Source organism: Brevundimonas sp., assembly GCF_051860745.1.
Classification (GTDB): Bacteria; Pseudomonadota; Alphaproteobacteria; order Caulobacterales; family Caulobacteraceae; genus Brevundimonas.
In genome coordinates this window covers 226,235-250,959 of record NZ_JBHYDN010000001.1, presented here as the reverse complement: position 1 = coordinate 250,959, position 24,725 = coordinate 226,235, and the positions used below count along the sequence as shown (strand labels likewise).

Genomic DNA, 24,725 nt, shown 5'->3' with positions numbered 1-24,725 from the left:
TGTGAGTGCCGTCCGGACAAGATCCGGTTCGCCTTTGTTTACTGACAATCTGAGACGGGTAGGGCTTTCGCTTCGCGAGTCTCCGGTAACTGTTTGGAGGGCCAGCCTTGGCTGTCCCCACGCCGCTACATTCCGACGGTTCTATCGCCCTGGCGCTCGCTGTGGTGGGGTCATCGACCGCGCCCCTGGTGCTGCTGGACGGCGACCTGAACGTCATTGCGGCCAGCGCCTCCTTCTTCACCGCCTTCCAGATCGACCCCGCGGGGGCCGTTGGCGAGTCCTTCCTCGGCCTTGGCGACGGCGAGTGGAACCTGCCCCGGCTGCGGTCCCTGCTGACCGCCACTCTGTCCGGCGCCGCCGACGTCGACGCCTATGAGATGGATCTGAAAAGCAAACGTCTGGGGGGCGCCCGCTGCCTGCTGCTGAACGCTCACCTGCTCGCCTATGGCGACGGCTCCGAAGTGCGGATGCTGCTGGGGATGTCGGACGTCACCGACGCCAAGGCCAGCGAGAAGCTGAAGGACGACCTGCTGCGCGAAAAGGCCATCCTGTTGCAGGAGGTCCAGCACCGCGTCGCCAACAGCCTGCAGATCATCGCCAGCGTCATCCTGCAGAGCGCCCGCAAGTCCCAGTCCGACGAGACCCGCACCTATCTGACCGACGCTCACAGCCGCGTCATGTCGGTCGCCGCCCTGCAGCAGCAGCTGGCCGTGTCGCACCTCGGCGAGGTCGTGCTGAAGCCCTATTTCGATCAGCTGTGCGTCAGCGTCGCCGCCTCGATGATCCGCGACCACGACCAGCTGTCGCTGCACGTCGACTGCGACGACAGCGTAGTCGGCGCCGACATCTCGGTCAGCCTGGGCCTGATCGTCACCGAACTGGTGATCAACTCGCTGAAACACGCCTTCCCCGGCGGCCGCAAGGGCCTCATCACCGTCAGCTACACGGCCCACGGGCCCAACTGGACCCTGGCGGTCGCCGACGACGGCGTGGGCATGCCCAAGGACGCCGAAAGCGCCACGCCGGGTCTGGGCACCAGTATCGTCGAGGCCCTCGCCAAACAGCTCAACGCCCGCGTCCAGGTAATCGGCGGCCATCCGGGTACGACAGTGTCGATCGTGCATAGCCAGATCAGCGCCGTCGACGCCGACGCCATGACCGGCGGCCAAGCCGTCTGACCTCAGGTCGGCGGCAGCTGGTACGGACTCTCGACTGACAGGCGTGAACCAGGGGCCAGCCCCAGCTCCTCGAACGACCAGCGCACCTCGGTCCCCTCGGGCAGGGTCTCGCGGCAGCGGTCTTCCTTGATCCGGCGCAGGGTGATGATCGGCCCGTCGCTCGACGACCGCACCACCGGCGTGATGTCTTCCTTGGCCGTGCAGCCGTTCGAGGTGACCCAGAACACCGCCTCATCGCGCGCGATGGCCGCGGCATGGACGGGTTCGACCTCGCCGGGCAGCTCTTCGCGCGGCGTCTGGAACCGGCCCGCCATCTGCTGCACGGCGCTGCAGCCCGGCAGGAGCACGGTCAGGGCCAAGGCGGCCAGCGTAGCGATCCGTTTCATCTCCCCAGCCTCCGCGCCGAACCCTGATCCCCGGAAAATGCGCCTGTTCGCCCCGCAGGGGAAGGCGGTCGGGCCGCAGATATGAAAAAGGCCCCGGATCGCTCCGGGGCCTTTTCACTGTTTCGCGTTCCGCGCTCAAGCACTGAGCCGCCGCGCGGCGAGCGTTAGCGCCCTTAAGACGAGTAGTATTCCACGACCAGGTTCGGCTCCATCTTCACCGGGAACGGCACGTCGGCCAGTTCCGGCACGCGAACGAAGCGGACCGAGAAGCCGCGGTCGCCGATTTCGATGTAGTCCGGGATGTCGCGCTCCGACGACTGCTGGGCTTCGAGCACCAGCGCCATGTTGCGGGACTTTTCCTTGACCTCGACGACGTCGCCGACCTTCAGACGGTAAGACGCGATGTCGACCTTCTTGCCGTTGACCGTGACGTGGCCGTGGCTGACGAACTGACGCGCGGACCAGACGGTCGGCGTGAATTTGGCGCGATAGACCAGGGCGTCGAGGCGCGACTCCAGCAGGCCGATCAGGTTTTCCGAGCTGTTGCCCTTGCGGCGCGAGGCTTCTTCATACGTCGCCGAGAACTGCTTCTCGGTGATGTTGCCGTAGTAACCCTTCAGCTTCTGCTTGGCCTTCAGCTGCAGGCCGAAGTCAGAAACCTTCTGCTTGCGGCGCTGGCCGTGCTGGCCGGGGCCGTAGGAGCGTTTGTTGACGGGGGATTTGGCGCGACCCCACAGGTTTTCACCCATGACCCGGTCGAGTTTGTACTTGGCGCTATGGCGCTTGGACATTGGTATCTCTCTTCGTGATGCGGCCCGGTCCCTCCCCAACTGGAGAGACGATCTCAACGGCGGTCCACGCATCGTCCGTAGTGGTTCGCGCAAGCGGGCGAGCCCGACGGCGTGAAGGGCGCGCTTATGACGGGGCCGGGCCCATCCGTCAAGGCTGGGCGGCGGTTTCCAGAACCCAGACGAAGCCGTCGTCGCGGCGCTGGAACCGGCCGAGGCCCGGGAAGGGGAAGTGGACGGCATGGACTCGAAGGTTCTGTGACGCGGCCCTTTCCAGCAGGGCCGCGCGGCTGGCCGTCGCGGTCGGGGCGTCATTGTCGAAGGCGATCTGCCATTCTGGCCGCTGAACCGAGATCACCGAGTGGTGCAAGGTGTCGCCGATGTAGAGCAGGCTGTCGGTGCCGGACTTGATCTCATAGCCCATGTGACCGGGTGTGTGGCCGTTGATCGCGACCGAAGAGATGGACGGGGTCAGGGCCGCGGCACCGGGCTGGAAGGTCTGGACCTTGGGCGTGATCGTTGCGACCAGCGCATTCATCTGGGCATTGGCCTTGAGGAACTCCCATTCCGCTGCGGCCATGCGGATCGTGGCGTTGGGGAAGGTCAGGGTGCCCGAAGCGTTGACCAGACCGATCACATGGTCACCGTGGCTGTGCGAAATCAGGACGTCCGTGACCTGGTCCAGCTGCACGCCGGCGGCGGACAGCGAGGCGGGCAGCTTGCCCGCGCCGGGACCGAAGCTGTTCCCCGCGCCGGCGTCCAGCAGGACGACGTGCGCGCCGTCGCGCACCAGCAGGGGCTGGACGCTGAGGCTGAAGCTTTCGCCCGGCAGGCCGTTGGCGGTCAGCACGGACGCGACCTCGGCCGGTGTGCGGCCGACGCCCAGCACGGTGTTGTTGTTTGGCACGCCGCTCATGCCGCCGTCGCGCAGGGCGATCAAGTCAAGCGCGCCCACCTTGAACGGGTGCACATCGGGGCTAGCCGTCGGAGCCTCTGCGGCGACCGGATCGCTGCCGCTCGCGTCGGGGGAGCAGGCTGCCGCGCCCATGAGGGTGGCGAGCATCAGGCTCGCGGCGGCGAGTTTCATCTGCGACTTCATCGTTCAGCCTCCCTGCGATCGGGAACAGCCCCCGTCACGCTCACGCTGACATAGGTTGCGGGCCGGCGCACGCCAGCCCGCGCACATGAAGTTTTTGTACCTGCCGTCCCGCGCCGTCAGGCCGTGGCGGCGGCGAACAACTCATTGACCTTGTTCCAATTCACCACCGACCAGAAGGCCTTCAGATAGTCGGCCCGGCGGTTCTGGTATTTCAGATAATAGGCGTGTTCCCAGACGTCGGCGGTCAGGACCACCACGCCCTTTTCCTCGACCAGATCCATCAGCGGATTGTCCTGGTTCGGCGTCGATGTGACCTTGAGCACGCCGTCCTGCACGATCAGCCAGGCCCAGCCCGAACCGAACTGCCCCGCCCCGGCGGCGTTGAAGGCCGCCTTGAACGCGTCCATCCCGCCCAGATCGCGGTCGATGGCGGCGGCCAGTTCGGGGGACGGCCGCCCGGTCTTGCTGGTGGGCGCCATCAGCTTCCAGAACAGGCTGTGGTTCCAGTGCCCTCCGCCGTTGTTGCGTATGGCCTTGGGCAGGGTCGAGATGATCGCAAACATCTCCTCCATCGACTTGCCGCGCAGGGCCGGATCGGTGTCGACCGCCTTGTTCAGATTGTCGACATAGGCCTGATGGTGCTTGCCGTGGTGGAACTTCATCGTCTCCCGGTCGATGGCGGGCTCCAGCGCGTCATGGGCGTACGGGAGGGGCGGAAGCGTAAAGGCCATCGGACGGCTCCTTCGATCGTATCGGGCAAGTCCAATCTAGGCGCCCGTTCGCCCAACCCAAGCCGGGCGGACTGATTTCGTTCCTTTCCTCCCCCTTTGGGGGAGGGGGACCGCGTAGCGGTGGAGGGGCCGGCTCCAAACACCAGCGGATGCGGTCAGCCCCCTCCACCACCCTTCGGGCGGTCCCCCTCCCCCTGCGGGTGAGGAATGGCGAGATTGGCCTTCAGACAGTCGCGCACCGCCCGCCGCAGATCGCCCGTGGCCGAGGCGAAGTCCACGCCCTCGGCGTCGAACACCGCCCGGACCGCCGCGTCCAGACCGTTGGGCAGGGCCTCCAGCACCCGCTTCTCGCCCTTGGGATGCAGGCAGAAGCCGACCTCCCGACACAGGGCGGCGAACATATCGGCGTGGGCGGCGCTATCGGTCATACGATCAGGCCATAAGCCTTCTGGCGTGGAAGGCTACATGGTCGGCGATGAAACTGGCCATGAAAAAATAGGAGTGGTCGTAGCCCGGCTGCATCCGCACGGTGATCGCCTGCCCCGCCGCCGCGCCCGCCGCGACCAGCAGCTCCGGCTTCAACTGTTCGACGAGGAAGGGATCGGCGTCGCCCTGGTCGATCAGGATGTCGTCATAGCAGCCCGCCCCCACGCCGCCTTCGATCAGCCGCGCCGCATCGTGCGCCTCCCACGTCGCGCGGTCCGGACCCAGATAGGCCCCGAACGCCTTCTCCCCCCACGGACACCGCGTCGGCGATGAAATCGGCGCGAAGGCCGAGACCGACCGGAACAGGTGCGGATGCCGCAGCGCCAGGGTCAGCGCCCCGTGCCCGCCCATCGAATGGCCGCTGATCGACCGCGCCTTCGTCGTCGGGAATTCGGCATCGACCAGCCCGATCAGCTCCTCGACGACATAGGTCTCCATCCGGAAATGCTTCGCCCACGGCGCCTCTGTGGCGTCGACATAGAAGCCCGCTCCCTGCCCCAGATCGTACGCCGGGTCATCCGCGACACCCTCGCCGCGCGGCGAGGTGTCCGGCGCAACGATGATCACCCCATGCGCCGCCGCCGCCGCATAGGCCCCCGCCTTGGTGGTGAAATTGTCCTCGGTGCAGGTCAGGCCGGACAGCCAGATCAGCACCGGAAACGGCCCCTCGCCGCCCGGAACGAAGACCGAAAGGGTCATCGGCGTGCCGGTCGTCGCGCTGTCGTGCGTCAGGTAGCGCAGCGTCCCGCCGTGGACCTGGTGTTGCTTGACCGTTTCCATTCCGCCTCCTTGAACCCTCTCCCATAGGGAGAGGGAGGGACCCGCCGCGAAGCGGTGGGAGGGTGAGGGGTTTCGGTGGATGACGGGATGCACCGTACCCCCTCACCCCTGCCCCTCTCCCCATGGGAGAGGGGTTCGTCAGGGCGCGCTCACCCCGCCCGGTGCACAGCGCACACCTTGTTCCCCGACGGGTCGCGCAGATAGGCCAGGTTCAGGGTCCCGAACGCGCCGGTGCGCTCGCCGGGCGGGTCTTCGATGGCCGTCCCGCCGGCCGCCACCCCTGCATCATGAAAAGCCTGGACCATCTCGCCGTCCCTGGCCCCGAAACCGATGGTGCCGCCGTTGGCGTGGCAGGCCGGCTCCCCGTCGATCGGCTTGCCGACCGCGAAGGCGCCCATGCGCGTGCGCCACCAGTACCGCCCCTTGGCGTCCGGCCCGCTGCCCGGCTCGTGGCCGAGGGCGCCGAGCGCCGCATCATAGAATTTCCGCGACGCCTCGACGTCATTCGCGCCGACGGTGATGTGGGTGAACATGGCGGCCCTCTCCCTGCTTCAGATAGTTTTTTTAAACTACTATCCCGGCGACGCAAGCCTCTAGAACACCACCACTGATCGGATGCTCTCCCCCGCATGCATCAGGTCGAACGCCTCATTGATCCGCTCCAGCGGCAGGGTGTGGGTGATCATCGGATCGATCTCGATCTTGCCGTCCATGTACCAGTCGACGATCTTCGGCGTATCCGTCCGTCCCCGCGCCCCGCCGAAGGCCGAGCCGCGCCACACCCGGCCGGTGACCAGCTGGAACGGGCGGGTGGCGATTTCCTTGCCGGCCTCGGCCACGCCGATGACGATGCTCTCACCCCAGCCGCGATGGCAGGCCTCCAGCGCCTGACGCATCACCGTGGTGTTGCCGGTGCAGTCGAAGGTGTAGTCGGCCCCGCCCCCGGTCAGCTCGACCAGATGCGCCACCACGTCCGGCACGCCCTTCGGATTGACGAAATGCGTCATGCCGAAGCGCCGGCCCCACTCCTCCTTGCTGTCGTTGATGTCGACGCCGACGATCATGTCGGCCCCGACCATCTTCAGCCCCTGGATGACGTTCAGCCCGATCCCGCCGAGCCCGAACACGACGCAGTTGGCCCCCGGCTCCACCTTCGCCGTATTGACCACCGCGCCCACGCCGGTGGTCACGCCGCAGCCGACGTAGCAGGCGCTCGTGAACGGCGCGTCCTTGCGGATCTTGGCCAAGGCGATCTCGGGCAAGACGGTGAAATTCGAGAAGGTCGAACAGCCCATATAGTGGGCGATCGCCTGCCCCTTGTAGCTGAAGCGCGAGGTGCCGTCGGGCATCAGGCCCTTGCCCTGCGTGGCGCGGATGGCGGTGCACAGATTGGTCTTGCGGCTGAGGCAGCTTTTACATTGCCGGCACTCGGGCGTGTACAGCGGGATCACATGGTCCCCGACCGCCACGCTCGTCACCCCCGGCCCCACCTCGACCACCACCCCGGCGCCCTCATGGCCGAGGATCGACGGGAAGATCCCCTCCGAATCCAGCCCGTCCAGCGTATAGGCGTCGGTGTGGCAGATCCCCGTCGCCTTGATCTCGACCAGCACCTCGCCCACCCGCGGCCCCTCCAGATCGACCTCGACGATCTCCAGCGGACGTTTGGCCTCAAAGGCGACGGCGGCGCGGGTTTTCATGGGCGGGTCTCCGTTCTCTTTCCCTCTCCCCTTGCGGGAGAGGGTGGCAGGCCGGGCGATGCCCGGACTGACGGGTGAGGGGTCGCACCGGTCGCGGTGAGTTTCAAGACCCACCCACCGCCGGCGCGACCCCTCATCCGACCTCGCTCCGCTCGGCCACCTTCTCCCGCAAGGGGAGAAGGGCGATAAGACCGCATGGCGCACCAAAACCTCGTCATCCTCACCGGCGCCGGCGTTTCCGCCGAGTCCGGCGTCCCCACCTTCCGCGCCGACGACGGTCTGTGGATGGGCCATCGGCTCGAGGACGTGGCCACGCCCGAGGCCTTCGCCCGCGACCCGGCGCTGGTTCAGGACTTCTACAACCGCCGCCGCCGCCAGCTGCCGACCGTGCCTCCCAACGCCGCCCACCATGCCCTGGCCGCGCTCGCGGCTCGCTGGGAGGGCGACTTCCTGCTGGTCACCCAGAACGTCGACGACCTGCACGACCGGGCTCACGCGGCGACCCCGTCCGCGTCCGGCTTCGACCTGATCCACATGCACGGCGAACTGCTGAAGGCCCACTGCACCCGCACCGGCCAAGTCTGCGACTGGCCCGGCGATCTGGCGACGCACGAGCCGTCGCCGCACCATCCGCAAGGCCGCCTGCGCCCGCACATCGTCTGGTTCGGCGAGATGCCGCTGCAGATGGACCGCATCGAGGCCGCGCTGGCGCGGTGCGACCTGTTCGTCGCCATCGGCACCTCCGGCGCCGTCTGGCCCGCCGCGGGGTTTGTGCAACTGGCCCGGCGCGCGGGCGCGCGGACGATCGAACTCAATCTGGCCCCGACTCCGGGCCGCTTCGACGAAGGCCTCTACGGCCCGGCGACGGAGGTCGTGCCGGCCTTCGTGGAGACCCTGCTGACCTGGTAACCCCTTCCTTTCGTCATCCTCCGGCGGCCGAAGGCCGACCGGGGGACCCAGCGGCGCGCGAGAGCGCGACCCTGTCACCGACACATCTGCCCGACCCACAGGGCGTGAAAAGGTCGCCTTCGGCGCCGCTGGGTCCCCCGGTCTCGCTACGCTCGCCGGAGGATGACGAAAGCTATTTGAGTTCCCCCGCCGCCTTCCTGGCCAGCCGCGCCAGCACCCGTCCCCGCCCCCTGGACAGCGCCGTGATCACCCCCCGGAAGGTCGCGACCTCCTGCGCCGTGAAGGCGGCCCGGCCCAGCATCACCCGCAGGTTCTGGCTCATGGAGCGGAATTTCTCGGGCGGATGGAAGAAGCCGGCGGCGTCCAGCTCCTTCTCCAGATGCTCGTACATGCCCAGCATCAGCGCCCCCGACGCCGGCGGCTCGCCCTCGCGGAAATTCGGCGGCGGGGCGTCCAGAACCAGCGTCCGCCACTCATAGGCGTTCAGCGCCACCGCCTGGGCCAGGTTCAGGCTCTGGTGGCGCGGGTCGATGGGGATGGTGACGATGCCCTGGCACAGGGCGATGTCCGAGGTCTCCAGCCCCGCCCGCTCGCCGCCGAACAGCAGGCCGACGCCGAGCCCCGACGCCCGGTCGTCGTACAGCACCCGCGCCGCCTCGCGCGGCGTGCGCACCGGCTGGCGGGTCTCGCGCGGCCGGGCCGTGGTGGCGAAGACGGTGTTCAGATCGGCGACGGCCTCAGCCACGCTGTCGAACACCCGGACCCCCTCCAGCACCCAGTCCGCCCCCGAGGCCATGGCCCAGGCCCGTTCCTGCGGCCAGCCGTCGCGCGGGGCCACGAGCCTCAGCTCCGACAGGCCGAAATTGGCCATCACCCGCGCCACCGCGCCGATGTTCTCGGCCATCTGGGACTTGTCCAGAATCACAACCGGGGGGGCTAGTTCACTCAATTCCGCTCATCCCGGCCCAGCGCCGCCCGCACCCCGTCCAGATGCTTCGCATAGTTCCGCCACCGCCCCGATGACCGCTGGTACAGAGGCTCGCGCACCTGCCAGACGCTGGCGGTGCGTACGGGCGCCGCGGCCTTGTGGAAGTCCAGCACACCCTCCTCCCAGTCCAGCCCGCAATGCGCCAGCAGCCGCTCAACGGCCGGGCGCGGCTCGGTGACGAGCGCGTCGTAGTCGAGGTCGAGAATGTCGGGATACAGCGCCTTCCAGTGCCGCATCAGCCGGACATACTGCCCATGCCAGTGCGCGAGGTCCTCAAGGTCCAGCGCATGGCCCATCGACCGGTCGAGGTGCAGGAACCAGTTGGACAGGATCACATCCAGCGGCTCGCGCACCGTGTGGACGATGCGAGCATCCGGGAACATCGCCTTGATCAGGCCGATATGCAGGAAATTGTCGGGCCGCTTGTCGGTGACCACATCCGCATCCGGCCGCGCCGTCTTCAGCCCGCCGAGATAGAGCTCCCTCAACCGCTCGAACACGTCCGGCCCCGCGCCCGCGAGCGCCTGCGGATAGCCGACCACCGCCCGCGCCAGACCGGGAACCAGCCCCAGCTCTCCGCCGCCCGTGACCCGGCTGTGCCCGGCCATGATCTGTTCCGTCAGGGTTGAGCCCGACCGGAACAGGCCGCAGATGAAGATCGGCGGCTCGCCGGCCTCCGCGACCGGCGCGGCCGGTTCGGGAAACACCGCGATCAGGCTGTCGATGAACCGCTCGTGCGCCGCCCGGTCGTAACGCGCGCCCTCAGGGTCCGTCGCGCGGCTGGCGGCGTTGGCGCCGGCATAGGCGGCGAAGGCGTCGTCATACGCGGCCACCTGATCCAGCGCCCGTCCCAGCGCAAAGCCCAGCTCCGCCCGGTCGCCGACATGCAGGCCCGGCTGTCCCACCGCCGCCCGAAGCTCCGTGATCACCAGATCATCCGGCCCCGTCAGCCGCGCCAGACCCGCCGACCGCGCCAGCGCGACCGGATGCCCCGGCGCCACGGCCAGAGCCCGCGCATAGGCCGCCGCCGCCGCCTCGCGCCGCCCCATGTCCTCGTGCAGGTTTCCCAGGTTCAGCAACGCCGGCAGCCAGTCGGGCGCAACCGCCAGCGCCGCCTCCAGATCCTTCTGCGCCAGATCGGGTCGCCCCAGATCGTCGGCGTGGATCACGCCGCGGTTCAGCCACGCCTCCTCCGGCCCTGATACGCCGCGCCGCAGGGCCTCGTCATAGGCCTTCAGCGCCGCCTCGAACCGCCCGCACTGGCGCTCCATCAGGGCAAGGTTGAACCAGCTGTCGGGCAGGTCGGGCCGGATCGCCAGCAGCCGGCGATAGGCCTGCGCCGCCTCGTCCGCCCGCCCCGCCGCGCGCAGCCGCGAGGCCAGGGCCATCAGGGCTTCGGCGGGCTCGGCCAATCAGTCCTCGCCGTACATGGCCAGCCACGGATCCGCGGTCCCCGCCTCGACCTCATTCACCTTGACCGTGGGCCAGCCGATCGAGTCATCGGCCGAGTCCCGCCAGGCCAGCACGAACAGGTCGCGCAGCTCCGACGCCCCCGCCGCCAGCCGCGCCGTCACGAAGGCCCCGCCACGCGCGTCGCTGTCGGTGAAGCCGCCGACCTTCTCCAGCACATAGAAGGGCGTCACCTCGGCCAGGGTGGTCCTCAGATAGGCCGGCACCCGCGCGCGCAGGTCGAACCCTTCCAGCGCCGGCGCCGCCATCGCCGCCTCGACCGCATCCAGCCGCGCCACACGCGCCGCGAATGCGCCCTCGAAGGCGCCGTGGGTCTGGCGCGAGGTCGTGAACCCTTGCGGGTTCGCCGTGTCGCGGTTCCAGCCGTTGTAGTGAATCGTGGTGTGGTGCGGCTGCGAGCCGTCGCCGACGTAATGGCCCAGATAGCCCATGTCGCGCAGGATCAGGGCCTCGCGGCGGATGCGGTCCTCGCGATACCACGCCCGCTTGCCGGGATCGCTTTCGCGGCCTTCGGCGGCGTACAGCACTCGCCAACTGGCGAAGTCGCGCACCAACTGCTGATAGCCGTCCATGATGGCGTAGGGCAACCAGCCGGCGTCATCGACTTCGATCCCGGCCGCCAGCAGCGCCGCGTCATAATCCGACTTGAGCCGCGGCAAGGCGTCGATTGACATCCCCTTTTCGTTCATGATCCGGCCGTCCTCGATCATATCGACGAAATGGGCCGTGTCGCGCTCACGGTCGTGCGGCTGGCCGCCGCCCTTGGTGCGGTCCGGCTCGCGCGACAGCTCCCCGACCTCCGCCGCCGCGCCCGGCGTGCGCAGGAAGGCGGGCAGTTCGTCAGGCAGACCGCGCACGGCCGCGACCCCGATCAGCCGGTGGCCGGTATTGCCCCAGGCGGAGACGACGGCGGGCGCCGCCAGAACGGCGGCCCCCAGGGTCAGGGCGGCGAGGGCGACGGCGAGACGCTTCATGACGGACATCCGGCAAGGGGGATACATCGGGTTAAATCCACGCCGCGATGGCGTCCAGCGGCTTCTTGACCAGGGCCGCGGTCGGCACCGTCGCATCCGCGGCCGGATGGCCCGCCACCAGCAGCAAGAACGGCTTCTCCGAAGCCGGCCGTCCGCAGATGTCCGCCAGAAACGTCATCGGCGCCGGCGTATGCGTCAGGGTCGCCAGCCCCGCCGAATGCAGGGCCGCGATCAGCAGGCCCGTGGCGATACCGACGCTCTCCGGCACGTAGTAGTTCTTGCGGTCGTCGCCGGGGTTCGGCCCGCCGCGCTTCTGGCCGAAGACGGCGATCAGCACCGGCGCCGTCTCCAGGAACCCCTTGTCCGGATCGGTGCCCAGCGGCGCCAGCGCGTCCAGCCATTCCTGCGGGGCCTTGGTGGCGTAGAACTCCCGCTCCTCGGCCTCGGCGGCTTCGCGAATGCGCGCCCGGGCCGGCGCGCTCTCGATGACGCTGAAGAAGCACGGCTGGTGGTTGGCTCCCGACGGCGCCGAGCCGGCGGTCAGGATCGCCTGTTCGACCACGGCGCGCGGCGCCGGCCGGTCGGAAAACTCCCGCACCGTGCGGCGTCCGGCCATCAAGGCCCGAAAAGCCGTCGCGCGCTCGATCCGCTCCCCGTCATCCATCGGGACATAGCCGGTCAGGGGCTGGCTGGGATGGTCGCGCATGACGGGCTCCGGTGGCGAAGCTCCGGTCTAGCCTATGCCAAACGCCGTCTCCACCCGCGCCACCCAGGCCTTGACCGCCGGATAGGCGTTCAGGTCAAAATCCCCCTCGTGCGCCACCCGGGTGTAGGCGACCAGCGCCAGATCAGCGAGCGTCGGCCCATCCCCGACCAGCCAGTCCGCCCCGGTCAGCGCCGTCTCCATCCGGGCCAGCGCCGCATGGCCGCGCTCCATCAGCCGGGGCTCGATCTCATCCGTCCGCTTGCCGCCCAGCAGCCTCTGGAATCGCACCACGGCGATGTACGGCTCGTGACTGTACTGTTCCCAGAACAGCCATTCATACATCCGGGCGCGGTCATACGGATCGGTCGGGATGAACGCCGTCCCCTCGCCGAAATAACCGATGATCGCATTGGACTGGGCCAGAACCCGCCCGTCCTCCAGCACGACGGCGGGCACCTGGCCGGCGGGATTCCGGGCCAGAAAATCCGCGTTGCGCTTCACACCGGACATCACATCTGTTTCGACCCAGCGATAATCACGCCCGAGCCAGTCCAGCAACCACTTGACCTTCAAACAGTTACCGGAACGAATATCGCCATAGACAGTAAGCATCTCGCCTCAGCAAAGTGTTTCTGATCTGCGAATACAGCTTACAGATTTCGCCGCGTTGGCCAAACGAGATTCGGCATAACCGTCACAAGTCCCGCTTGTCCACCGAAGAACCGGCCGCGATGTCGCACCGCAGCATGAATGACTGTTTTTCGCCACATTTGGAAAGGAAAAGCCGAACACCGGACGCGTATGGGGCCGGCGTTTCCGTGAGTCCGCACCATGCTCGGCAAAGCCGCTGCGTTCGCCATTGTGTTGGCGATGGCCCTTCCCGCCCAGGTTCAGGCGACAGGCGATCCGGTGTCTTACCAGGCTGCGACGAGCGCGGGCTGGGGTGTCGAATCAACCGTCCCGACCCCGGAAGGTTCCGACAGCGGCGCGAGCGTGCTCAGCCCCGAACAGCAGGCCCTGATGGCCGAAAGCGCCGACTGGACCGCCCGGGTCAATCTCTACCATGCCGGCGGCGGCGGAGCGACGGGCAACGACAGCCTCGGCTGCCGGCCGATCGCCATGCGCACCATCGCCACGGACCCGCGCTACATCCCCCGTCGCACCCGCCTGTTCATTCCCGAGACGGTCGGCATGCGGATGCCGGACGGTGTAATCCACGACGGCTACTGGTACGCCTCCGACACCGGCGGCGCGATCAAGGGCCAGAAGATCGACCTCTATACCGGCCACGGCCGCGGCTCGATGTCCCCGGCCATGCGCTTCAATCAGCGCCGACTGACCCTCGTCGACGCCGGCCGCTTCGACGGCTGCCCCCCATCGTGGGACAGCCTGCCCAGCCAGGCGGCGCAGATGGCGGCTCTCCCCTCCAGCGCGGGATCGCGCTAACGCTCGCGACGCCATCGCTCGCTGCTTGAGCGCAGAGCACGCGCGAAGCGCCAGGCCGCGTCGGGTCGACAAGGCGGAGCCTTGTGACCGCGGCCCACCAGGAAAACGCGCTTCGTCAGAAGCGGCGTTTTCCGGAGATGGTCTCAAAAAACATCCGCCAGTCGCCCATCAGGCTCCACAACGGGTACTGGAAGGTCGCCGGGCGGTTCTTCTCGAAGAAGAAATGGCCCACCCAGGCGAAGCCGTAGCCGACCAGCGGCATGGCCAGCAGCCACCACGCGTTCTGCGTCACGAGCGCCAACATCATCACCCCGATCACCAACGCCGTCCCGACGATGTGAATCCGGCGGCACGTCCGGTTGGAGTGCTCATGGATGTAATACGGATAAAAGGCGTTGAACGACTGATAGCGTTCGCCGGGCGCGGGCTGGCTGGTCATGGGCAAATCCTGCGCTGCCGACCCTGGCGGCGCAAGCCTCAGCCCTCGGTCACCGGCTCCGGCCCCAGCATCCGCCGGATCGCCGGCCAGATCTTCGCCACGGCCGAGAAGAAGCCGACCACGGTCGACACCCACTGGAACGCCGTCCAGACCCAGCCGAACAGATCCCCCTGCCCCAGCGCCTGGCCAATCGGAAACAGCACCCGCGACACACCGATCTGGAAGGCGGCATAGCTTTCGGAATATTCGATCGAGCGGTCGGCGAAGAAGGCGATGGCCACCGCCGCCGACACCGGCGCCCACAGCAGCGGCAGGGCCAGCAGCAGGGCCAGGAGCAGCACCGCAAGTTTCGTCCCCACCGTCTCGCCCGACAGCAGGCTCAGCACCACGCCGACGCCCAGGGCCAGCGCCGTCCCGCCCAGCAACACCGGCAGGACCCAATCGATCGCGACCATCATGTCCGCGAACATCAGCCCCAACAATATGGCCGCGCCGCTCAGCAGAAAGCCTGCGACCCAGAGGGCGGCGTACTGGCCCAGACGGCGTTTCAGATAACCGAGGTTGAACATGGCGGCCTTCCTCGCGGGCGACGGGTCGAGGATGCCGCGCGACGGGTCGGAAGTCCATTGGCGGAACGAGGGTCGCCCGACGCCGCATGGCGGACGTGAAAAACCCCGCCGGAGCAATCCGGCGGGGTCTGTCAGTGTTTAACCGCGACCCGATCTAGCGCGGGTCGGGCGTGGTCTCGGCATGGCCGTCGGCGTTGGCGTTGGCGTTGGCGTTGCCGCGGGCCGAAGCGCCATTGCGATTGGCCGAGGCGTCCGCACCCACACCGGCGTTGGCGTTGGCGCGGCCTGAACGGCGGGGACGGTCAGCCGGGCCCGATTCGGAACCCGAAGCCGAGCCTGAGCCGGTGATGCCCCCGCCCAGGTCTCCCGACATGACGCCCTGGCCGGCGCCGGCGGCGCCGTTGAGGCTGCCGTCCAACACGCCGGAGGCGGAGCCTTCGGCGTTCCCGGCGGTATCGACGGCGGAGCGAGCCATACCGGCGGCGCGGGCCTCGGCCCTCTCCTCTGCGGCAAGAGCCCGTGCACGCACCCGCTCGGCGCGCTGCTCAATACGGGCGGCACGTTCCTGGGCGCGCTCCTGGAGGCGTTCGGCGCGCGTCGTGACTTCGCCCAGACGGTCCGTGGCGAAGCGGCCATCGAGCGAGCCGGTCAGGCTGCCTGAACCGGACCCGCCCAGCGTGCCGCCGAGGCCGTCGACTTGTCCGCCCAGACCGCCGCCGAGGCCGCCTCCGAGGCCGCCGCCCAGAACCTGGGCGTTGGCGGCGCCCGCGAGGGCGAGGGTGAAGGCGGTGGTGGTGATCAGCATCAGGGTCTTGCGCATGAGGATGTCTCCTTGAAGATCGCAGGGCGTTGGGCGCCCTCGGTCCATCCAACGATCCTCCGCCGCAGATTCATCCCGGCGGCGCCCGATTTTATCGGTTCAACTGTCCCCGGGCCCCGACCGCGCCAGGCGCAACGCGCCGATCCGTCGCCACCACGCCATGGCCATAGATCGGGTCCGGACCGCGCGCGCCGGCGTCCACGGCCATGGTGGCGACCTCGCCCAGCGCGGCCTCCGCCCCGCTCCGGTTGGGCCGCGGCAGCCGTTGCGACAGCAGACCGGCGACCAGAGGGGCGGCGAACGAGGATCCGCGCACATTGACATAGCCCTGCCCCGGCCCGGCGGCGGCCATGTCGGCGCCCGGCGCGGCGAAATCGACCTGCGGCCCGCGGCCGGACTCGGGCAGCACCCGCCCACGGCCGTTCACAGCGGTGACCCCCACCACATCCGGATAGGCCGCCGGATACAGGGGCGGCGCCGACGGCCCGTCATTGCCCACGGCGGCCACGATCAGCATTCCGCGCGCGCCGGCGCGGCGCACCGCCGCCTCGACCACGGCGTTGCGTGGGCCCACCAGGCTGACATTGACCACCGGCACCTCGTTCTCGGCCATCCAGGCCAGGGCCTGGACCAGGCCCGTCGCCGACCCGCCCGCAGCCGAGCCCCCGTATATGTCGGCCGCATACAGTTCCCCGCCCGGCGCCGCGCCCGCAAAGGCGCCCGCCTGCCCGACCAGCAGCGAGGCCACCGCCGTCCCGTGCGGCGCCGCCCTCGCCGGTCCCGCGAAGCCGCGCTGGACGATCCGGGCGCCCGCCACCGCCGGGTGCCGCACGTCCACGCCCGTATCGATCAACCCGACCCGCCCCCGCCCGCCCTGCGGCGCCGACGCGGTCATCAAGGCCGGTCCGGTCCCCGCCTCCGCCAGTTCTCCAGCGGGCGCATGCACGTGGTTGAATGAAAAACTGCCGTCCGGGTCGAGCTGGCGCAGCCGTTCGACGGCCCGCCGCAGCGACAGCCCCCGCGGCGGGGTCAGCACCACCGTGGTCATGTCCAGCGCCGCCAGCCGCTCTTCCCGCGCCACCACAAAGCCCGCGGCCAGCGCCCGGCGCCGACCCTCGGGCGACAGGTCGACCGCCACTACCTCGCCGCGCACCACCGGCCAGCCCGCGGGATCGGCCTCCAGCGCGCCGTCTGACCGCCGGACCAGCCCGCGCAGCCGCGACGGAACCTCCAGCACCTGCTCCAGCCGCCCGCGCGCCATATTCTCCAGCATGTCCCGGTCGACCGGCAGGCCCGGCGCTCCGCCCGGCAACCCCGGCATCTGCGGGAGACCCCCGCCGATCCCGCCGGGCAGGCTGATCTGGGCCGCAACGGGGCCGCCGGACACAGCGATGGCCACAGCCGCGAGAAGGGTCGATAAAAGCATCCGCATCGACATGGGCGTCATTCCGGGGAACGTCCTTCTTTTCAAAAGCCTTTGGCGGTGCACGACAAGGGATGAAACGACGGGGGCGGGACGTTCCATCCCCATGACGAGGTTTTCTGCTTGGATGAGTTTCAGACGGGGCTGGTGGACCTTCTGCCGAGGCTGCGCCGTTTCGCGCGCGTTCTCGTCCGTTCGGACGCCGACGCCCATGACCTTGTGCAGGAAACCGTCGAACGCGCCCTGGTCAAACGCGGCGGCTTTCGCCCTGGCACCCGGCTGGACAGTTGGGCCTTCACCATCATGAGGCGGATCTTCATCGACCAGACCCGATCAAACGCGCGCTGGGCCCGGGTGGTTGCCCCGACCGACGAGCGCACGCCCGACATCGCCGACGCCGCCATGGCCGGTGAAGACCTGCGCGCCGACGCCCTGGCCGTGCGCGACGCCATCAACGCCCTGCCCGACGACCAGCGTCTGGCCGTGGCCCTGGTGCTGATCGACGGCCTGTCCTACGCCGAGGCCGCCGAGGTCATGGGCGTCCCCGCCGGCACCCTGACCAGCCGCCTCGTGCGGGGACGCCAGACCCTGATCCAGACCCTGGCTGAACAGGGAGTGAGCGCATGACCCGTTACGACGACGAGACCCTGATGCGCCGCGTCGACGGTGAACTCTCCCCCGAGGCCGGCGCCGCCATCGACGCCGCCACCGCCGCCGACCCCGCCCTCGCCGCCCGGCTCGTGGCCCTGCGCCAGCTGCGCACCCTCGCCCGCGAGGCCGTCCCTCTCGCTCCCGATCCGCGCGATCAGGCCCTCGCCCGGCTGATCGCCGCGAGCGGCCCCGCGACGGCCTCCGCCAACCTCCTGATCGAGCGCCTGCGCGCCGCCTTCTCCCCCCGCCACGCCACCCTGTGGGCCGGCCTCGCCGCCGCCTGTTTCGTCGCCGGCCTGTCGATCGGCTGGCTGGGCGGCGGCGAGGCCGACCGCGGCTTCACCGTCGACCGCAGCGGCGCCATCGCCGACGCCGGCTTGATCCGCGTCCTCGACACACGCCTGACCGCCGACGGCGCGGACGCCGAGGGCCGGGCCGTCGGCCTGACCTTCCGCGACGCCGACAACCGCTGGTGCCGCACCTTCCAGTCGGGCGAGGCCAACGTCGCCGGCCTCGCCTGCCGCGAGGCGGACCAATGGACCCTCCAGGCCCTCGCCCCCTTCAGCGCGCCCGCCGGAGACCTCCGCACCGCCTCCGCCGACATCCCCGCCCCGGTCCTGGCCGCCGTCGACGCCGCCATCGCCGGCGACACGCTCGACGCCGCCGCTGAGACCCAGGCCCGCGACGCCGGTTGGGACTGAGCCGTCGTCCCCCTTTTAGTTCCGTCATCCTCGGGACAAGCCCGGGGATGACGGCGTGTGTGGGGTATTGGTACGCCCCCCAGGGGATGAAACAGCCACGCTCCATCGTTGACAGCTCAGGGACCCCGCCCGTGCAGCTTGCGAAGACGACCGATGGACGAGGAAACCCTGCGCGACCGCGCCGAGGCCTGGACCCGCCGCGCCGCCGAGGCCCTCTGCCTGCGCGAGCAGGCGGCCAATCGGCTGATCGCGGAACACTACGCCGCCCTCGCCGACCTCATGGCCGCCCGCTCGGTCCCGCCCACTGACGCCGAAGAAGCGTGACCCGGCGTCTCCTCCACCTTCATGGGGGAGAGGGACCACGCGAAGCGTGGTGGAGGGGGCGCGGCATCTCCGCTTCGGCTATAATCACCCCCGCCCACAGATAGGCTCAAGCGGCGAGCGTCCGCGTCGCGAGCGTTAGCCCCCGCACGGAGTGCAGGCAAAATGCCGTTCCTCGACATCACCGTCATCCCGGTGCCCACGGCCAACAAGGCCGCGTATCTGGAGCACTCCCGCCACACCACGCCCTTCTTCAAGGAGCTCGGCGCCGTCAGCGTCACCGAATGCTGGGGCGAGGACATCCCCGACGGCAAGGTTACCGACTTCAAACGCGCGGTGGCCCTGCAGGACGGCGAGACCGTCGCCGTCGGCTGGATCACCTGGCCCGACAAGGCCGTCCGCGACACCGCCTGGGAAAAGCTGATGCAGGACGAACGCATGATGGGCATGCCCATGCCGTTTGACGGCAAGCGGATGATCTTCGCGGGGTTCGAGGTGGTGCTGGAGGGGTAGCGCGGCTGGCTGAAAGCAGAAGGGGCGGTCCCTGCGGACCGCCCCATTTTCGTATCAGCTGTCGAGGAAGCTCCGCAGCTTCCGGCTCCGGCTCGGGTGCTTCAGCTTGCGCAACGCCTTGGCCTCGATCTGGCGGATGCGTTCGCGGGTGACCGAGAACTGCTGGCCGACCTCTTCCAGGGTGTGGTCTGTGTTCATGCCGATGCCGAAACGCATACGCAGGACGCGTTCCTCGCGCGGCGTCAGGGACGCCAGCACGCGGGTGGTGGTTTCGCGCAGGTTCGACTGGATGGCGGCGTCGATGGGCAGGATGGCGTTCTTGTCCTCGATGAAGTCGCCCAGATGCGAGTCCTCCTCGTCGCCGATCGGGGTCTCGAGGCTGATCGGCTCCTTGGCGATCTTGAGGACCTTGCGGACCTTCTCCAGCGGCATGGCCAGTTTTTCGGCCAGCTCTTCCGGGGTCGGCTCGCGGCCGATCTCGTGCAGCATCTGGCGGCTGGTGCGGACGATCTTGTTGATCGTCTCGATCATGTGCACCGGGATGCGGATGGTCCGCGCCTGGTCGGCGATCGAGCGGGTGATGGCCTGGCGGATCCACCAGGTGGCGTAGGTGCTGAATTTGTAGCCGCGGCGGTACTCGAACTTGTCGACCGCCTTCATCAGGCCGATGTTGCCTTCCTGAATGAGATCAAGGAATTGCAGGCCGCGGTTGGTGTATTTCTTGGCGATGGAGATGACCAGGCGCAGGTTGGCCTCGACCATTTCCTTCTTGGCCTGACGGGCCTCGCGCTCGCCCTTCTGCACCGTCTGGACGATGCGGCGGTAGTCGTCGATCGGCAGGCCGGCCTCGGTGGCAACGGCGGCGACGTCGCCGCGGATCTGGGCGATCTGGGCCTGTTCGTTGTCGCTGAACTTGGTCCAGCGGACGCCCATTTCCTTGACCCGGTCGGCCCAGGTCGGGTCCAGCTCGGCGCCGAAATAGGATTTGAGGAATTCGGGGCGCGAGATGCCATAGCTGTCGGCGAGGCGCAGCAGCCGGCCCTCGAGGCCCATGAGCCGCTTGTTGATGGCGTACAGCTGTTCGACCAGCGCCTCGATGCGGTGGTTGTTGAGCTTCATCGTCTTCAGCCGGCCCGAGATGCCCGTCGTCAGGGCGTCATAGGCCTTCTGGTCCTTGGGCGAGAGGACGTCGCCCTTGAGCCGGCTTTCGACCAGCTTGTCCTGCAGCTTGCGGAAGGCGCCGAAGTCGGAGGCGACCGCGTCCAGCACTTCCATGACGCCGTCGCGGAGCTCGGCTTCAAGAGCCGAGATCGACATGCCGCCGCCGTCGTCGAAATCCTCGTCCTCCTCGTCGTCCGTTTCCGGCTTTTCTTCTGCAGTTTCCGCGCCTTCCGCCGCGGGGGCGGGAACCACGGGGGCGCCGGCCGGGGGCTGGTTATGCGGCAGGGACGAGGGGTTCAGCACGCCATAGGTGGCGTCCAGGTCGATGACCTCGCGCAGCAGGATGCGGTTGTTGGCCAGTTCGTCGCGCCACACCATGATGGCCTCGAACGTCAGGGCGCTTTCGCACAGCCCCGAGATCATCGCGTCCCGCCCGGCCTCGATCCGCTTCGCAATCGCGATCTCGCCCTCGCGGCTGAGCAGCTCAACGCTCCCCATCTCCCTGAGATACATCCGAACGGGGTCATCGGTCCGGTCATAGGCGGCCTTGGCCGGCGTCTCCGAGATGCTGGTCTCGGCGCGTTCGACGACCTCGCCGCCCTCCTTCTCGGTGGTCTCGGCGGCGTCTTCCTCGGCCTCGACGACGTTGACGCCCATCTCGGACAGCATCGCCAGCGTGTCCTCGATCGCGTCGGGGGTCACCTCTTCGGACGGCAGGACCTTGTTCAGGTCCTCCATCGTCACATAGCCCCGAGCCTTCGCCTGCTTGATAAACTTCTTCACCCCGGCGTCGGTGAGGTCGAGCAGCGGACCGTCGCTCTGAGCTTCGGTTTCCTGCGTCTCGGTCTGGGCGCTCATACAGTCTCTTCTCCGGGTGGGCGGCTGATCAGGCTGACCACAGAAATACAATGCGCAACGGGGCCGTAAGGTTACGAACCCGCGCTGTCTTCCCAGATCTCTCCGGTTTTGATCGCGCGACGCAAAGCATCCCGCTCGGCTTTCAGCCTGCGGAACGCCTCGTCCTGGCCCGGCATTCCTGCCGCCGAGCTCAGTGCATCCTCCAGCGCCGCCACGCGAGTAAGCGCGTCGAACGCCTGCGACCATCGGACCCTTGCTTCGGCGAGGGGCGCATTTGCGGCCAGGAAAGGCGCGCCGGACTTTGCCGCCGCCTTCTCGACCTCGCGCACTAAAGCATCATGACCCGATTGCGCCAGATGGCGACGCAAGGCCGCCGAGTCAAGGTCCTGACCCGAGAACCGTAGCCGGACCATCTCCTGCGCCAGCCCGTCGAGCGCCGCGTCGCCGAATCCGTGGGCTGAAATGGCCTCCAGATGGTCGTCCATCCGTTCCGGGTCGTCGATGGCGCCGTGGGCCAGGGCAGCGGCCACCGGCTCGATGGAACGACTCAGCGACTGCATCGCCTGCGCTCCTTCCGCGGTCTGGCCCAGTTTGGGCGGCGGCCCGGGCCGCCAGCGCCCGCCGTGACCAGTCGCGGACTGGCCCTGCGGCGCGCGGCGAGCGGGGAACAGAGCGTCGAACCGGTCGAACAGCTCGCGGCGGTACTGCTCGGCCAGATCCTTGTCCTGAATGGCCGAGGCGGCTTGGCGCAGCCGCCCTTTCAACCCGGCGCGGCGTTCGGGGCTGTCGAGCGGCTCGACCTCCGCCTCCTTCTGGAACAGCACTTCGGCGAAGGGCCGGGTCGTGGTCATGGCCTGACGCAGGGCCGGCGCCCCCTTGTCGCGCAAAATATCGTCAGGGTCCTGCCCGCCCTCCAGCAGAGCGAAGCGGAACGAGCGTCCCGATTTCAGCTGCGGCAAGGCCCGGTCGATGGCGCGATACGCCGCACGGCGTCCCGCAGCGTCGCCGTCGAAACACAGGACGGGCTCGTGCGAGACGCGCCACAGCCGCTCCATCTGCTCCTCAGTCAGGGCGGTGCCCATCGGCGCGACGGCGGGGATGGCGGCCCGGTGGCAGGCGATCACGTCCATATAGCCCTCAACCACCACGATAGCCTGATCGCTCTTGCTCTCGGCCCCCAGGATGCGGCGCGCCTCGGGCAGGCCGTACAGGGTCGCGCCCTTGTGGAAGAGTGGGCTCTCCGGGCCGTTCAGGTATTTTGCCCGATCGTCGGGGTTCATGGCCCGGCCGCCGAAGCTGACGATGCGCCCCCGTGGGTCGAGGATCGGGAACATCAGCCGGTCGCGGAACCGGTCATAGGGTTGCCCGCCGCCCTCGGGCGCGATCAGCATGCCCGCATCGACCAGGTCGCCCGGCCTGGCGCCGCGCTGGATCAGTGCGGCCTTCAGCCCCTCGCGATCGTTGGGGGCATACCCCAACCCGAACCGCTCCCACTGATCTTCCGGCAGGCCGCGCTTTTCCAGATATTCGCGCGCCGCCTTGCCGGGCGAACGGCGCAGATTGGCCGCGAACCATTTCTGGGCCAGGTCCATCCAGTCGGTCAGACCCTGCTTCATCGCCTCGCGCTCGGCCGCCTGCGGGTCCTCGGCCGGCAGGGCCATGCCCGCCTCCCCGGCCAGCCGCTGCACGGCCTCGACGAAGCTGAGCCGCTCGGTCTCCTGCAGGAAGCTGATCACGTCGCCGTGCTTGCCCGACGAGAAGTCGTGGAAGAAGCCCTTGTCGTCGTTGACGAAGAAGGACGGCGACTTCTCCTTGGTGAAGGGCGACAGGCCGACATACTCGCGTCCCTGACGCTTGAGCTTCACCGTCCGCCCGATGATGTCGGACGGCCGAAGGCGGGCCTTCAGTTCTTCAAGGAAGCGGTCGTCGAAGCGCACCTGCGCCTTATAGCGCGGGACTCACGGGTTTGGGCGCATTTACCTTTCGTTAACCAGAAAGGCCAAAGCGCGGCGGTAACCGCCTGAATATGCGCACAGTTTTCCTCTTGAAGGGGAACTGTCCACAGGCCTGTGGATTAACCATCCGACCGTCCCGGAAGGGGGCGGAGACAGACGGGCCGACGGCGAAGACCGCAAACCCGTCCGAGAATGAAAGCCCCCCATGTTCATGACCATCGCCCGCCCGGCGGTGGAGCCCAAAGGCCCCGACGCCGTCGCCGTCCCCGGTTCCCCCGCTATCCTCGAACTGTCGCCCCGCGCCCTCCACGCTCGTCTTCTGGAGAACGCGGCGCTACGGCGGATGCGCGGCGCCGAGCGGCTGCGGAGCAACCGGCTGGAAGACGCCGACTACTGGCTGCACGCCGCGCCCATCGCTGTCCGCAAGGCCTGCGCCCTCCGCGAGGAAAAGAGCTTCGCGCCGCTCCCCTGAGATCAGACGCGCATCAGATCGCGGAACCGCTGGAACAGATACAGGCTGTCGGTCGGTCCCGGCGAAGCCTCCGGGTGGTGCTGGACGCTGAACACCGGCCGACCGGTCAGGGCGATGCCGCAGTTGGTGCCGTCAAACAGACTGACGTGGGTCTCGCTGACCGCGTCAGGCAGGCTGTCGCGGTCGACGGTGAAGCCGTGGTTCATCGACACGATCTCGACCTTGCCGGTGGTCAGATCCTTGACCGGATGGTTGGCCCCGTGGTGGCCCTGATCCATCTTGATCGTCTTCGCGCCCAGCGCCAGCGCCAGCATCTGGTGCCCGAGGCAAATGCCGAACAGGGGCGTGCCGCTGTCGACCAGTTTGCGGATTTCCGGCACGGCATAGACGCCGGTCGCCGCCGGATCGCCGGGTCCGTTCGACAGGACCACGCCGTCCGGCTTGCGCGCCAGGATCGCTTCCGCGGTCGTGTCAGCGGGCACCACGGTGATCTTCGCGCCGGTCGAGGCCAGCGCCCGCAGGATATTGCGCTTCACGCCATAGTCGACGACGACCACGGACTTGTCGGCTGCGTCCACGCGCGGATGGCCTTCCGGCCAGTCCCACAGTCCCTCGTCCCAGTCGAACGACTGCAGCGTCGAGGCGTCCTTGGCCAGGTCCAGCCCGACCAGCCCCGTCCAGGCCCCGGCCTCGGCGACCAAAGCGTCGAGGTCAAACTGTCCGGACGGATCATGGGCGATCACGGCGTGGGGCGCGCCCATGTCGCGGATGCGGGCGGTCAGGGCGCGAGTGTCCACCCCTGCCAGACCGACCACGCCGCGCCGCTTCATCCAGCCGTCGAAATCGCTCTCGCTGCGCCAGTTGGCCGGGTCAGTGGGCGCGTCCCGGAAGATCGCGCCCCGCGCCGATGTGTCCGAGCCGCCGCCGATCTGTTCGACGTCTTCGACATTGGTCCCGGTGTTGCCTACGTGCGGGAAGGTGAAGGCAAGGATCTGGCTCATGTAGGACGGGTCGGTCAGGATTTCCTGATACCCGGTCATGGCGGTGTTGAAGACCACCTCGCCGAGGGCCGAGCCCACGGCGCCGCAGCCGATGCCTTGCAGGATGGTGCCGTCCGCGAGCGCGAGCACGCCGGTCACGCCGGGAATAAGTTGGGTGGTCATGGCGCGCTCTCTATCACCGAATCCCGGCGAGCAAACGG

The 24,725-nt window shown here is 68.7% G+C and carries 28 protein-coding genes; 8 read left to right on the top strand and 20 right to left on the bottom strand.

The window, feature by feature from the left end; genetic code table 11:
• The first annotated feature begins 107 nt into the window (after positions 1–107).
• Complete coding sequence (locus ACTIEW_RS01185) at positions 108–1,178, top strand: sensor histidine kinase (RefSeq protein WP_439476076.1); 1,071 nt, start codon at positions 108–110, stop codon at positions 1,176–1,178.
• 2 nt (positions 1,179–1,180) lie between these two features.
• Here ACTIEW_RS01185 and ACTIEW_RS01180 read toward each other — a convergent pair whose 3' ends face one another.
• The 8 genes from ACTIEW_RS01180 to ACTIEW_RS01145 all read right to left on the bottom strand — a co-directional run bounded on the left by ACTIEW_RS01180 (position 1,181) and on the right by ACTIEW_RS01145 (position 7,148).
• Entirely contained in the window at positions 1,181–1,564 is a 384-nt protein-coding gene (locus ACTIEW_RS01180; RefSeq protein ID WP_439476075.1) for a hypothetical protein, read from the bottom strand.
• 173 nt (positions 1,565–1,737) lie between these two features.
• On the bottom strand, positions 1,738–2,355 hold the full coding sequence (rpsD, locus tag ACTIEW_RS01175) for a 30S ribosomal protein S4 (protein WP_305306341.1): 618 nt from the start codon (positions 2,353–2,355) through the stop codon (positions 1,738–1,740).
• A gap of 148 nt (positions 2,356–2,503) precedes the next feature.
• A complete protein-coding gene (locus ACTIEW_RS01170) occupies positions 2,504–3,451 on the bottom strand; it encodes an MBL fold metallo-hydrolase (RefSeq protein WP_439476074.1) in 948 nt (315 codons plus the stop codon).
• A gap of 116 nt (positions 3,452–3,567) precedes the next feature.
• Positions 3,568–4,182: a superoxide dismutase gene (locus ACTIEW_RS01165; protein ID WP_439476073.1), complete on the bottom strand. Its 615-nt coding sequence runs from the start codon at positions 4,180–4,182 to the stop codon at positions 3,568–3,570.
• A gap of 155 nt (positions 4,183–4,337) precedes the next feature.
• Positions 4,338–4,610, bottom strand: a complete 273-nt coding sequence (locus ACTIEW_RS01160) for a hypothetical protein (protein WP_439476072.1) — start codon at positions 4,608–4,610, stop codon at positions 4,338–4,340.
• Positions 4,611–4,614: 4 nt separating this feature from the next.
• On the bottom strand, positions 4,615–5,448 hold the full coding sequence (gene fghA / locus ACTIEW_RS01155) for an S-formylglutathione hydrolase (RefSeq protein ID WP_439476071.1): 834 nt from the start codon (positions 5,446–5,448) through the stop codon (positions 4,615–4,617).
• 149 nt (positions 5,449–5,597) lie between these two features.
• Entirely contained in the window at positions 5,598–5,981 is a 384-nt protein-coding gene (locus ACTIEW_RS01150) for a VOC family protein (RefSeq protein WP_439476070.1), read from the bottom strand.
• 60 nt (positions 5,982–6,041) lie between these two features.
• Positions 6,042–7,148 (bottom strand): S-(hydroxymethyl)glutathione dehydrogenase/class III alcohol dehydrogenase, encoded by a 1,107-nt coding sequence (locus ACTIEW_RS01145; protein ID WP_439476069.1) that lies wholly within the window; start codon positions 7,146–7,148, stop codon positions 6,042–6,044.
• Between the two features lie 195 nt (positions 7,149–7,343).
• Between ACTIEW_RS01145 and ACTIEW_RS01140 the strand changes: the two genes are divergently transcribed.
• The gene (locus ACTIEW_RS01140; protein ID WP_439476068.1) at positions 7,344–8,057 is read left to right on the top strand and encodes an NAD-dependent deacylase; all 714 of its coding nucleotides are present in this window, start codon (positions 7,344–7,346) and stop codon (positions 8,055–8,057) included.
• A gap of 172 nt (positions 8,058–8,229) precedes the next feature.
• On the opposite strand, the gene ACTIEW_RS01135 is transcribed toward ACTIEW_RS01140, so the two are convergent.
• Genes ACTIEW_RS01135 through ACTIEW_RS01115 form a run of 5 tightly spaced genes read right to left on the bottom strand, consistent with a single transcriptional unit; the run spans position 8,230 to position 12,807 of the window.
• A complete protein-coding gene (locus tag ACTIEW_RS01135) occupies positions 8,230–9,006 on the bottom strand; it encodes an RNA methyltransferase (protein ID WP_439476067.1) in 777 nt (258 codons plus the stop codon).
• On the bottom strand, positions 9,003–10,457 hold the full coding sequence (locus ACTIEW_RS01130) for a tetratricopeptide repeat-containing sulfotransferase family protein (RefSeq protein WP_439476066.1): 1,455 nt from the start codon (positions 10,455–10,457) through the stop codon (positions 9,003–9,005). The genes ACTIEW_RS01135 and ACTIEW_RS01130 overlap by 4 nt, the downstream gene beginning before the upstream one ends.
• The gene (locus ACTIEW_RS01125; protein WP_439476065.1) at positions 10,458–11,489 is read right to left on the bottom strand and encodes a S1/P1 Nuclease; all 1,032 of its coding nucleotides are present in this window, start codon (positions 11,487–11,489) and stop codon (positions 10,458–10,460) included.
• Between the two features lie 31 nt (positions 11,490–11,520).
• Complete coding sequence (locus ACTIEW_RS01120) at positions 11,521–12,195, bottom strand: nitroreductase family protein (protein ID WP_439476064.1); 675 nt, start codon at positions 12,193–12,195, stop codon at positions 11,521–11,523.
• A gap of 27 nt (positions 12,196–12,222) precedes the next feature.
• Positions 12,223–12,807, bottom strand: a complete 585-nt coding sequence (locus tag ACTIEW_RS01115) for a glutathione S-transferase family protein (protein ID WP_439476063.1) — start codon at positions 12,805–12,807, stop codon at positions 12,223–12,225.
• A gap of 219 nt (positions 12,808–13,026) precedes the next feature.
• Here ACTIEW_RS01115 and ACTIEW_RS01110 point away from each other — a divergent pair, with 219 nt between their 5' ends.
• Positions 13,027–13,641: a 3D domain-containing protein gene (locus ACTIEW_RS01110; RefSeq protein WP_439476062.1), complete on the top strand. Its 615-nt coding sequence runs from the start codon at positions 13,027–13,029 to the stop codon at positions 13,639–13,641.
• Positions 13,642–13,756: 115 nt separating this feature from the next.
• Here ACTIEW_RS01110 and ACTIEW_RS01105 read toward each other — a convergent pair whose 3' ends face one another.
• The 4 genes from ACTIEW_RS01105 to ACTIEW_RS01090 form a co-directional block, all read right to left on the bottom strand.
• Complete coding sequence (locus ACTIEW_RS01105) at positions 13,757–14,080, bottom strand: Mpo1-like protein (RefSeq protein WP_439476061.1); 324 nt, start codon at positions 14,078–14,080, stop codon at positions 13,757–13,759.
• A gap of 38 nt (positions 14,081–14,118) precedes the next feature.
• Positions 14,119–14,649, bottom strand: a complete 531-nt coding sequence (locus ACTIEW_RS01100) for a hypothetical protein (protein WP_439476060.1) — start codon at positions 14,647–14,649, stop codon at positions 14,119–14,121.
• Positions 14,650–14,803: 154 nt separating this feature from the next.
• Positions 14,804–15,469 carry a hypothetical protein gene (locus ACTIEW_RS01095; protein WP_439476059.1) on the bottom strand — a complete coding sequence of 222 codons (666 nt, stop codon included), beginning with the start codon at positions 15,467–15,469 and terminating at the stop codon, positions 14,804–14,806.
• A gap of 91 nt (positions 15,470–15,560) precedes the next feature.
• Positions 15,561–16,907, bottom strand: coding sequence for a S8 family serine peptidase (locus tag ACTIEW_RS01090; protein ID WP_439476058.1), 1,347 nt, complete (start codon positions 16,905–16,907; stop codon positions 15,561–15,563).
• A 108-nt stretch (positions 16,908–17,015) separates the two neighbouring features.
• On the opposite strand from ACTIEW_RS01090, the gene ACTIEW_RS01085 reads away from it, so the two are divergent.
• The 4 genes from ACTIEW_RS01085 to ACTIEW_RS01070 all read left to right on the top strand — a co-directional run bounded on the left by ACTIEW_RS01085 (position 17,016) and on the right by ACTIEW_RS01070 (position 19,078).
• On the top strand, positions 17,016–17,519 hold the full coding sequence (locus ACTIEW_RS01085; RefSeq protein ID WP_439476057.1) for an RNA polymerase sigma factor: 504 nt from the start codon (positions 17,016–17,018) through the stop codon (positions 17,517–17,519).
• The gene (locus tag ACTIEW_RS01080) at positions 17,516–18,244 is read left to right on the top strand and encodes a hypothetical protein (RefSeq protein ID WP_439476056.1); all 729 of its coding nucleotides are present in this window, start codon (positions 17,516–17,518) and stop codon (positions 18,242–18,244) included. Before ACTIEW_RS01085 ends, ACTIEW_RS01080 begins: the two co-directional genes overlap by 4 nt.
• Positions 18,245–18,397: 153 nt before the next feature.
• Positions 18,398–18,568: a hypothetical protein gene (locus tag ACTIEW_RS01075; RefSeq protein ID WP_439476055.1), complete on the top strand. Its 171-nt coding sequence runs from the start codon at positions 18,398–18,400 to the stop codon at positions 18,566–18,568.
• A 162-nt stretch (positions 18,569–18,730) separates the two neighbouring features.
• Positions 18,731–19,078, top strand: a complete 348-nt coding sequence (locus ACTIEW_RS01070; RefSeq protein WP_439476054.1) for a DUF1428 domain-containing protein — start codon at positions 18,731–18,733, stop codon at positions 19,076–19,078.
• Between the two features lie 54 nt (positions 19,079–19,132).
• Here ACTIEW_RS01070 and rpoD read toward each other — a convergent pair whose 3' ends face one another.
• Both rpoD and dnaG read right to left on the bottom strand, forming a co-directional pair.
• Complete coding sequence (rpoD, locus tag ACTIEW_RS01065) at positions 19,133–21,097, bottom strand: RNA polymerase sigma factor RpoD (protein ID WP_439476053.1); 1,965 nt, start codon at positions 21,095–21,097, stop codon at positions 19,133–19,135.
• 71 nt (positions 21,098–21,168) lie between these two features.
• Positions 21,169–23,034: a DNA primase gene (gene dnaG / locus ACTIEW_RS01060; RefSeq protein WP_439476052.1), complete on the bottom strand. Its 1,866-nt coding sequence runs from the start codon at positions 23,032–23,034 to the stop codon at positions 21,169–21,171.
• A gap of 223 nt (positions 23,035–23,257) precedes the next feature.
• Here dnaG and ACTIEW_RS01055 point away from each other — a divergent pair, with 223 nt between their 5' ends.
• Complete coding sequence (locus tag ACTIEW_RS01055; protein ID WP_439476051.1) at positions 23,258–23,524, top strand: hypothetical protein; 267 nt, start codon at positions 23,258–23,260, stop codon at positions 23,522–23,524.
• Between the two features lie 2 nt (positions 23,525–23,526).
• On the opposite strand, the gene carA is transcribed toward ACTIEW_RS01055, so the two are convergent.
• Entirely contained in the window at positions 23,527–24,687 is a 1,161-nt protein-coding gene (gene carA / locus ACTIEW_RS01050) for a glutamine-hydrolyzing carbamoyl-phosphate synthase small subunit (protein WP_439476050.1), read from the bottom strand.
• Positions 24,688–24,725: the final 38 nt, after the last annotated feature.

What these genes read in the sequence shown, in the direction of transcription:
- ACTIEW_RS01180 (WP_439476075.1), bottom strand. Translation starts at nt 1,564, where the DNA reads ATGAAACGGATCGCTACGCTGGCCGCCTTGGCCCTGACCGTGCTCCTG.
- rpsD (WP_305306341.1), bottom strand. Translation starts at nt 2,355, where the DNA reads ATGTCCAAGCGCCATAGCGCCAAGTACAAACTCGACCGGGTCATGGGT.
- ACTIEW_RS01170 (WP_439476074.1), bottom strand. Translation starts at nt 3,451, where the DNA reads ATGAAGTCGCAGATGAAACTCGCCGCCGCGAGCCTGATGCTCGCCACC.
- ACTIEW_RS01165 (WP_439476073.1), bottom strand. Translation starts at nt 4,182, where the DNA reads ATGGCCTTTACGCTTCCGCCCCTCCCGTACGCCCATGACGCGCTGGAG.
- ACTIEW_RS01160 (WP_439476072.1), bottom strand. Translation starts at nt 4,610, where the DNA reads ATGACCGATAGCGCCGCCCACGCCGATATGTTCGCCGCCCTGTGTCGG.
- fghA (WP_439476071.1), bottom strand. Translation starts at nt 5,448, where the DNA reads ATGGAAACGGTCAAGCAACACCAGGTCCACGGCGGGACGCTGCGCTAC.
- ACTIEW_RS01150 (WP_439476070.1), bottom strand. Translation starts at nt 5,981, where the DNA reads ATGTTCACCCACATCACCGTCGGCGCGAATGACGTCGAGGCGTCGCGG.
- ACTIEW_RS01145 (WP_439476069.1), bottom strand. Translation starts at nt 7,148, where the DNA reads ATGAAAACCCGCGCCGCCGTCGCCTTTGAGGCCAAACGTCCGCTGGAG.
- ACTIEW_RS01140 (WP_439476068.1), top strand. Translation starts at nt 7,344, where the DNA reads ATGGCGCACCAAAACCTCGTCATCCTCACCGGCGCCGGCGTTTCCGCC.
- ACTIEW_RS01125 (WP_439476065.1), bottom strand. Translation starts at nt 11,489, where the DNA reads ATGAAGCGTCTCGCCGTCGCCCTCGCCGCCCTGACCCTGGGGGCCGCC.
- ACTIEW_RS01120 (WP_439476064.1), bottom strand. Translation starts at nt 12,195, where the DNA reads ATGCGCGACCATCCCAGCCAGCCCCTGACCGGCTATGTCCCGATGGAT.
- ACTIEW_RS01115 (WP_439476063.1), bottom strand. Translation starts at nt 12,807, where the DNA reads ATGCTTACTGTCTATGGCGATATTCGTTCCGGTAACTGTTTGAAGGTC.
- ACTIEW_RS01110 (WP_439476062.1), top strand. Translation starts at nt 13,027, where the DNA reads ATGCTCGGCAAAGCCGCTGCGTTCGCCATTGTGTTGGCGATGGCCCTT.
- ACTIEW_RS01105 (WP_439476061.1), bottom strand. Translation starts at nt 14,080, where the DNA reads ATGACCAGCCAGCCCGCGCCCGGCGAACGCTATCAGTCGTTCAACGCC.
- ACTIEW_RS01100 (WP_439476060.1), bottom strand. Translation starts at nt 14,649, where the DNA reads ATGTTCAACCTCGGTTATCTGAAACGCCGTCTGGGCCAGTACGCCGCC.
- ACTIEW_RS01095 (WP_439476059.1), bottom strand. Translation starts at nt 15,469, where the DNA reads ATGCGCAAGACCCTGATGCTGATCACCACCACCGCCTTCACCCTCGCC.
- ACTIEW_RS01090 (WP_439476058.1), bottom strand. Translation starts at nt 16,907, where the DNA reads ATGTCGATGCGGATGCTTTTATCGACCCTTCTCGCGGCTGTGGCCATC.
- ACTIEW_RS01080 (WP_439476056.1), top strand. Translation starts at nt 17,516, where the DNA reads ATGACCCGTTACGACGACGAGACCCTGATGCGCCGCGTCGACGGTGAA.
- ACTIEW_RS01075 (WP_439476055.1), top strand. Translation starts at nt 18,398, where the DNA reads ATGGACGAGGAAACCCTGCGCGACCGCGCCGAGGCCTGGACCCGCCGC.
- ACTIEW_RS01070 (WP_439476054.1), top strand. Translation starts at nt 18,731, where the DNA reads ATGCCGTTCCTCGACATCACCGTCATCCCGGTGCCCACGGCCAACAAG.
- rpoD (WP_439476053.1), bottom strand. Translation starts at nt 21,097, where the DNA reads ATGAGCGCCCAGACCGAGACGCAGGAAACCGAAGCTCAGAGCGACGGT.
- ACTIEW_RS01055 (WP_439476051.1), top strand. Translation starts at nt 23,258, where the DNA reads ATGTTCATGACCATCGCCCGCCCGGCGGTGGAGCCCAAAGGCCCCGAC.
- carA (WP_439476050.1), bottom strand. Translation starts at nt 24,687, where the DNA reads ATGACCACCCAACTTATTCCCGGCGTGACCGGCGTGCTCGCGCTCGCG.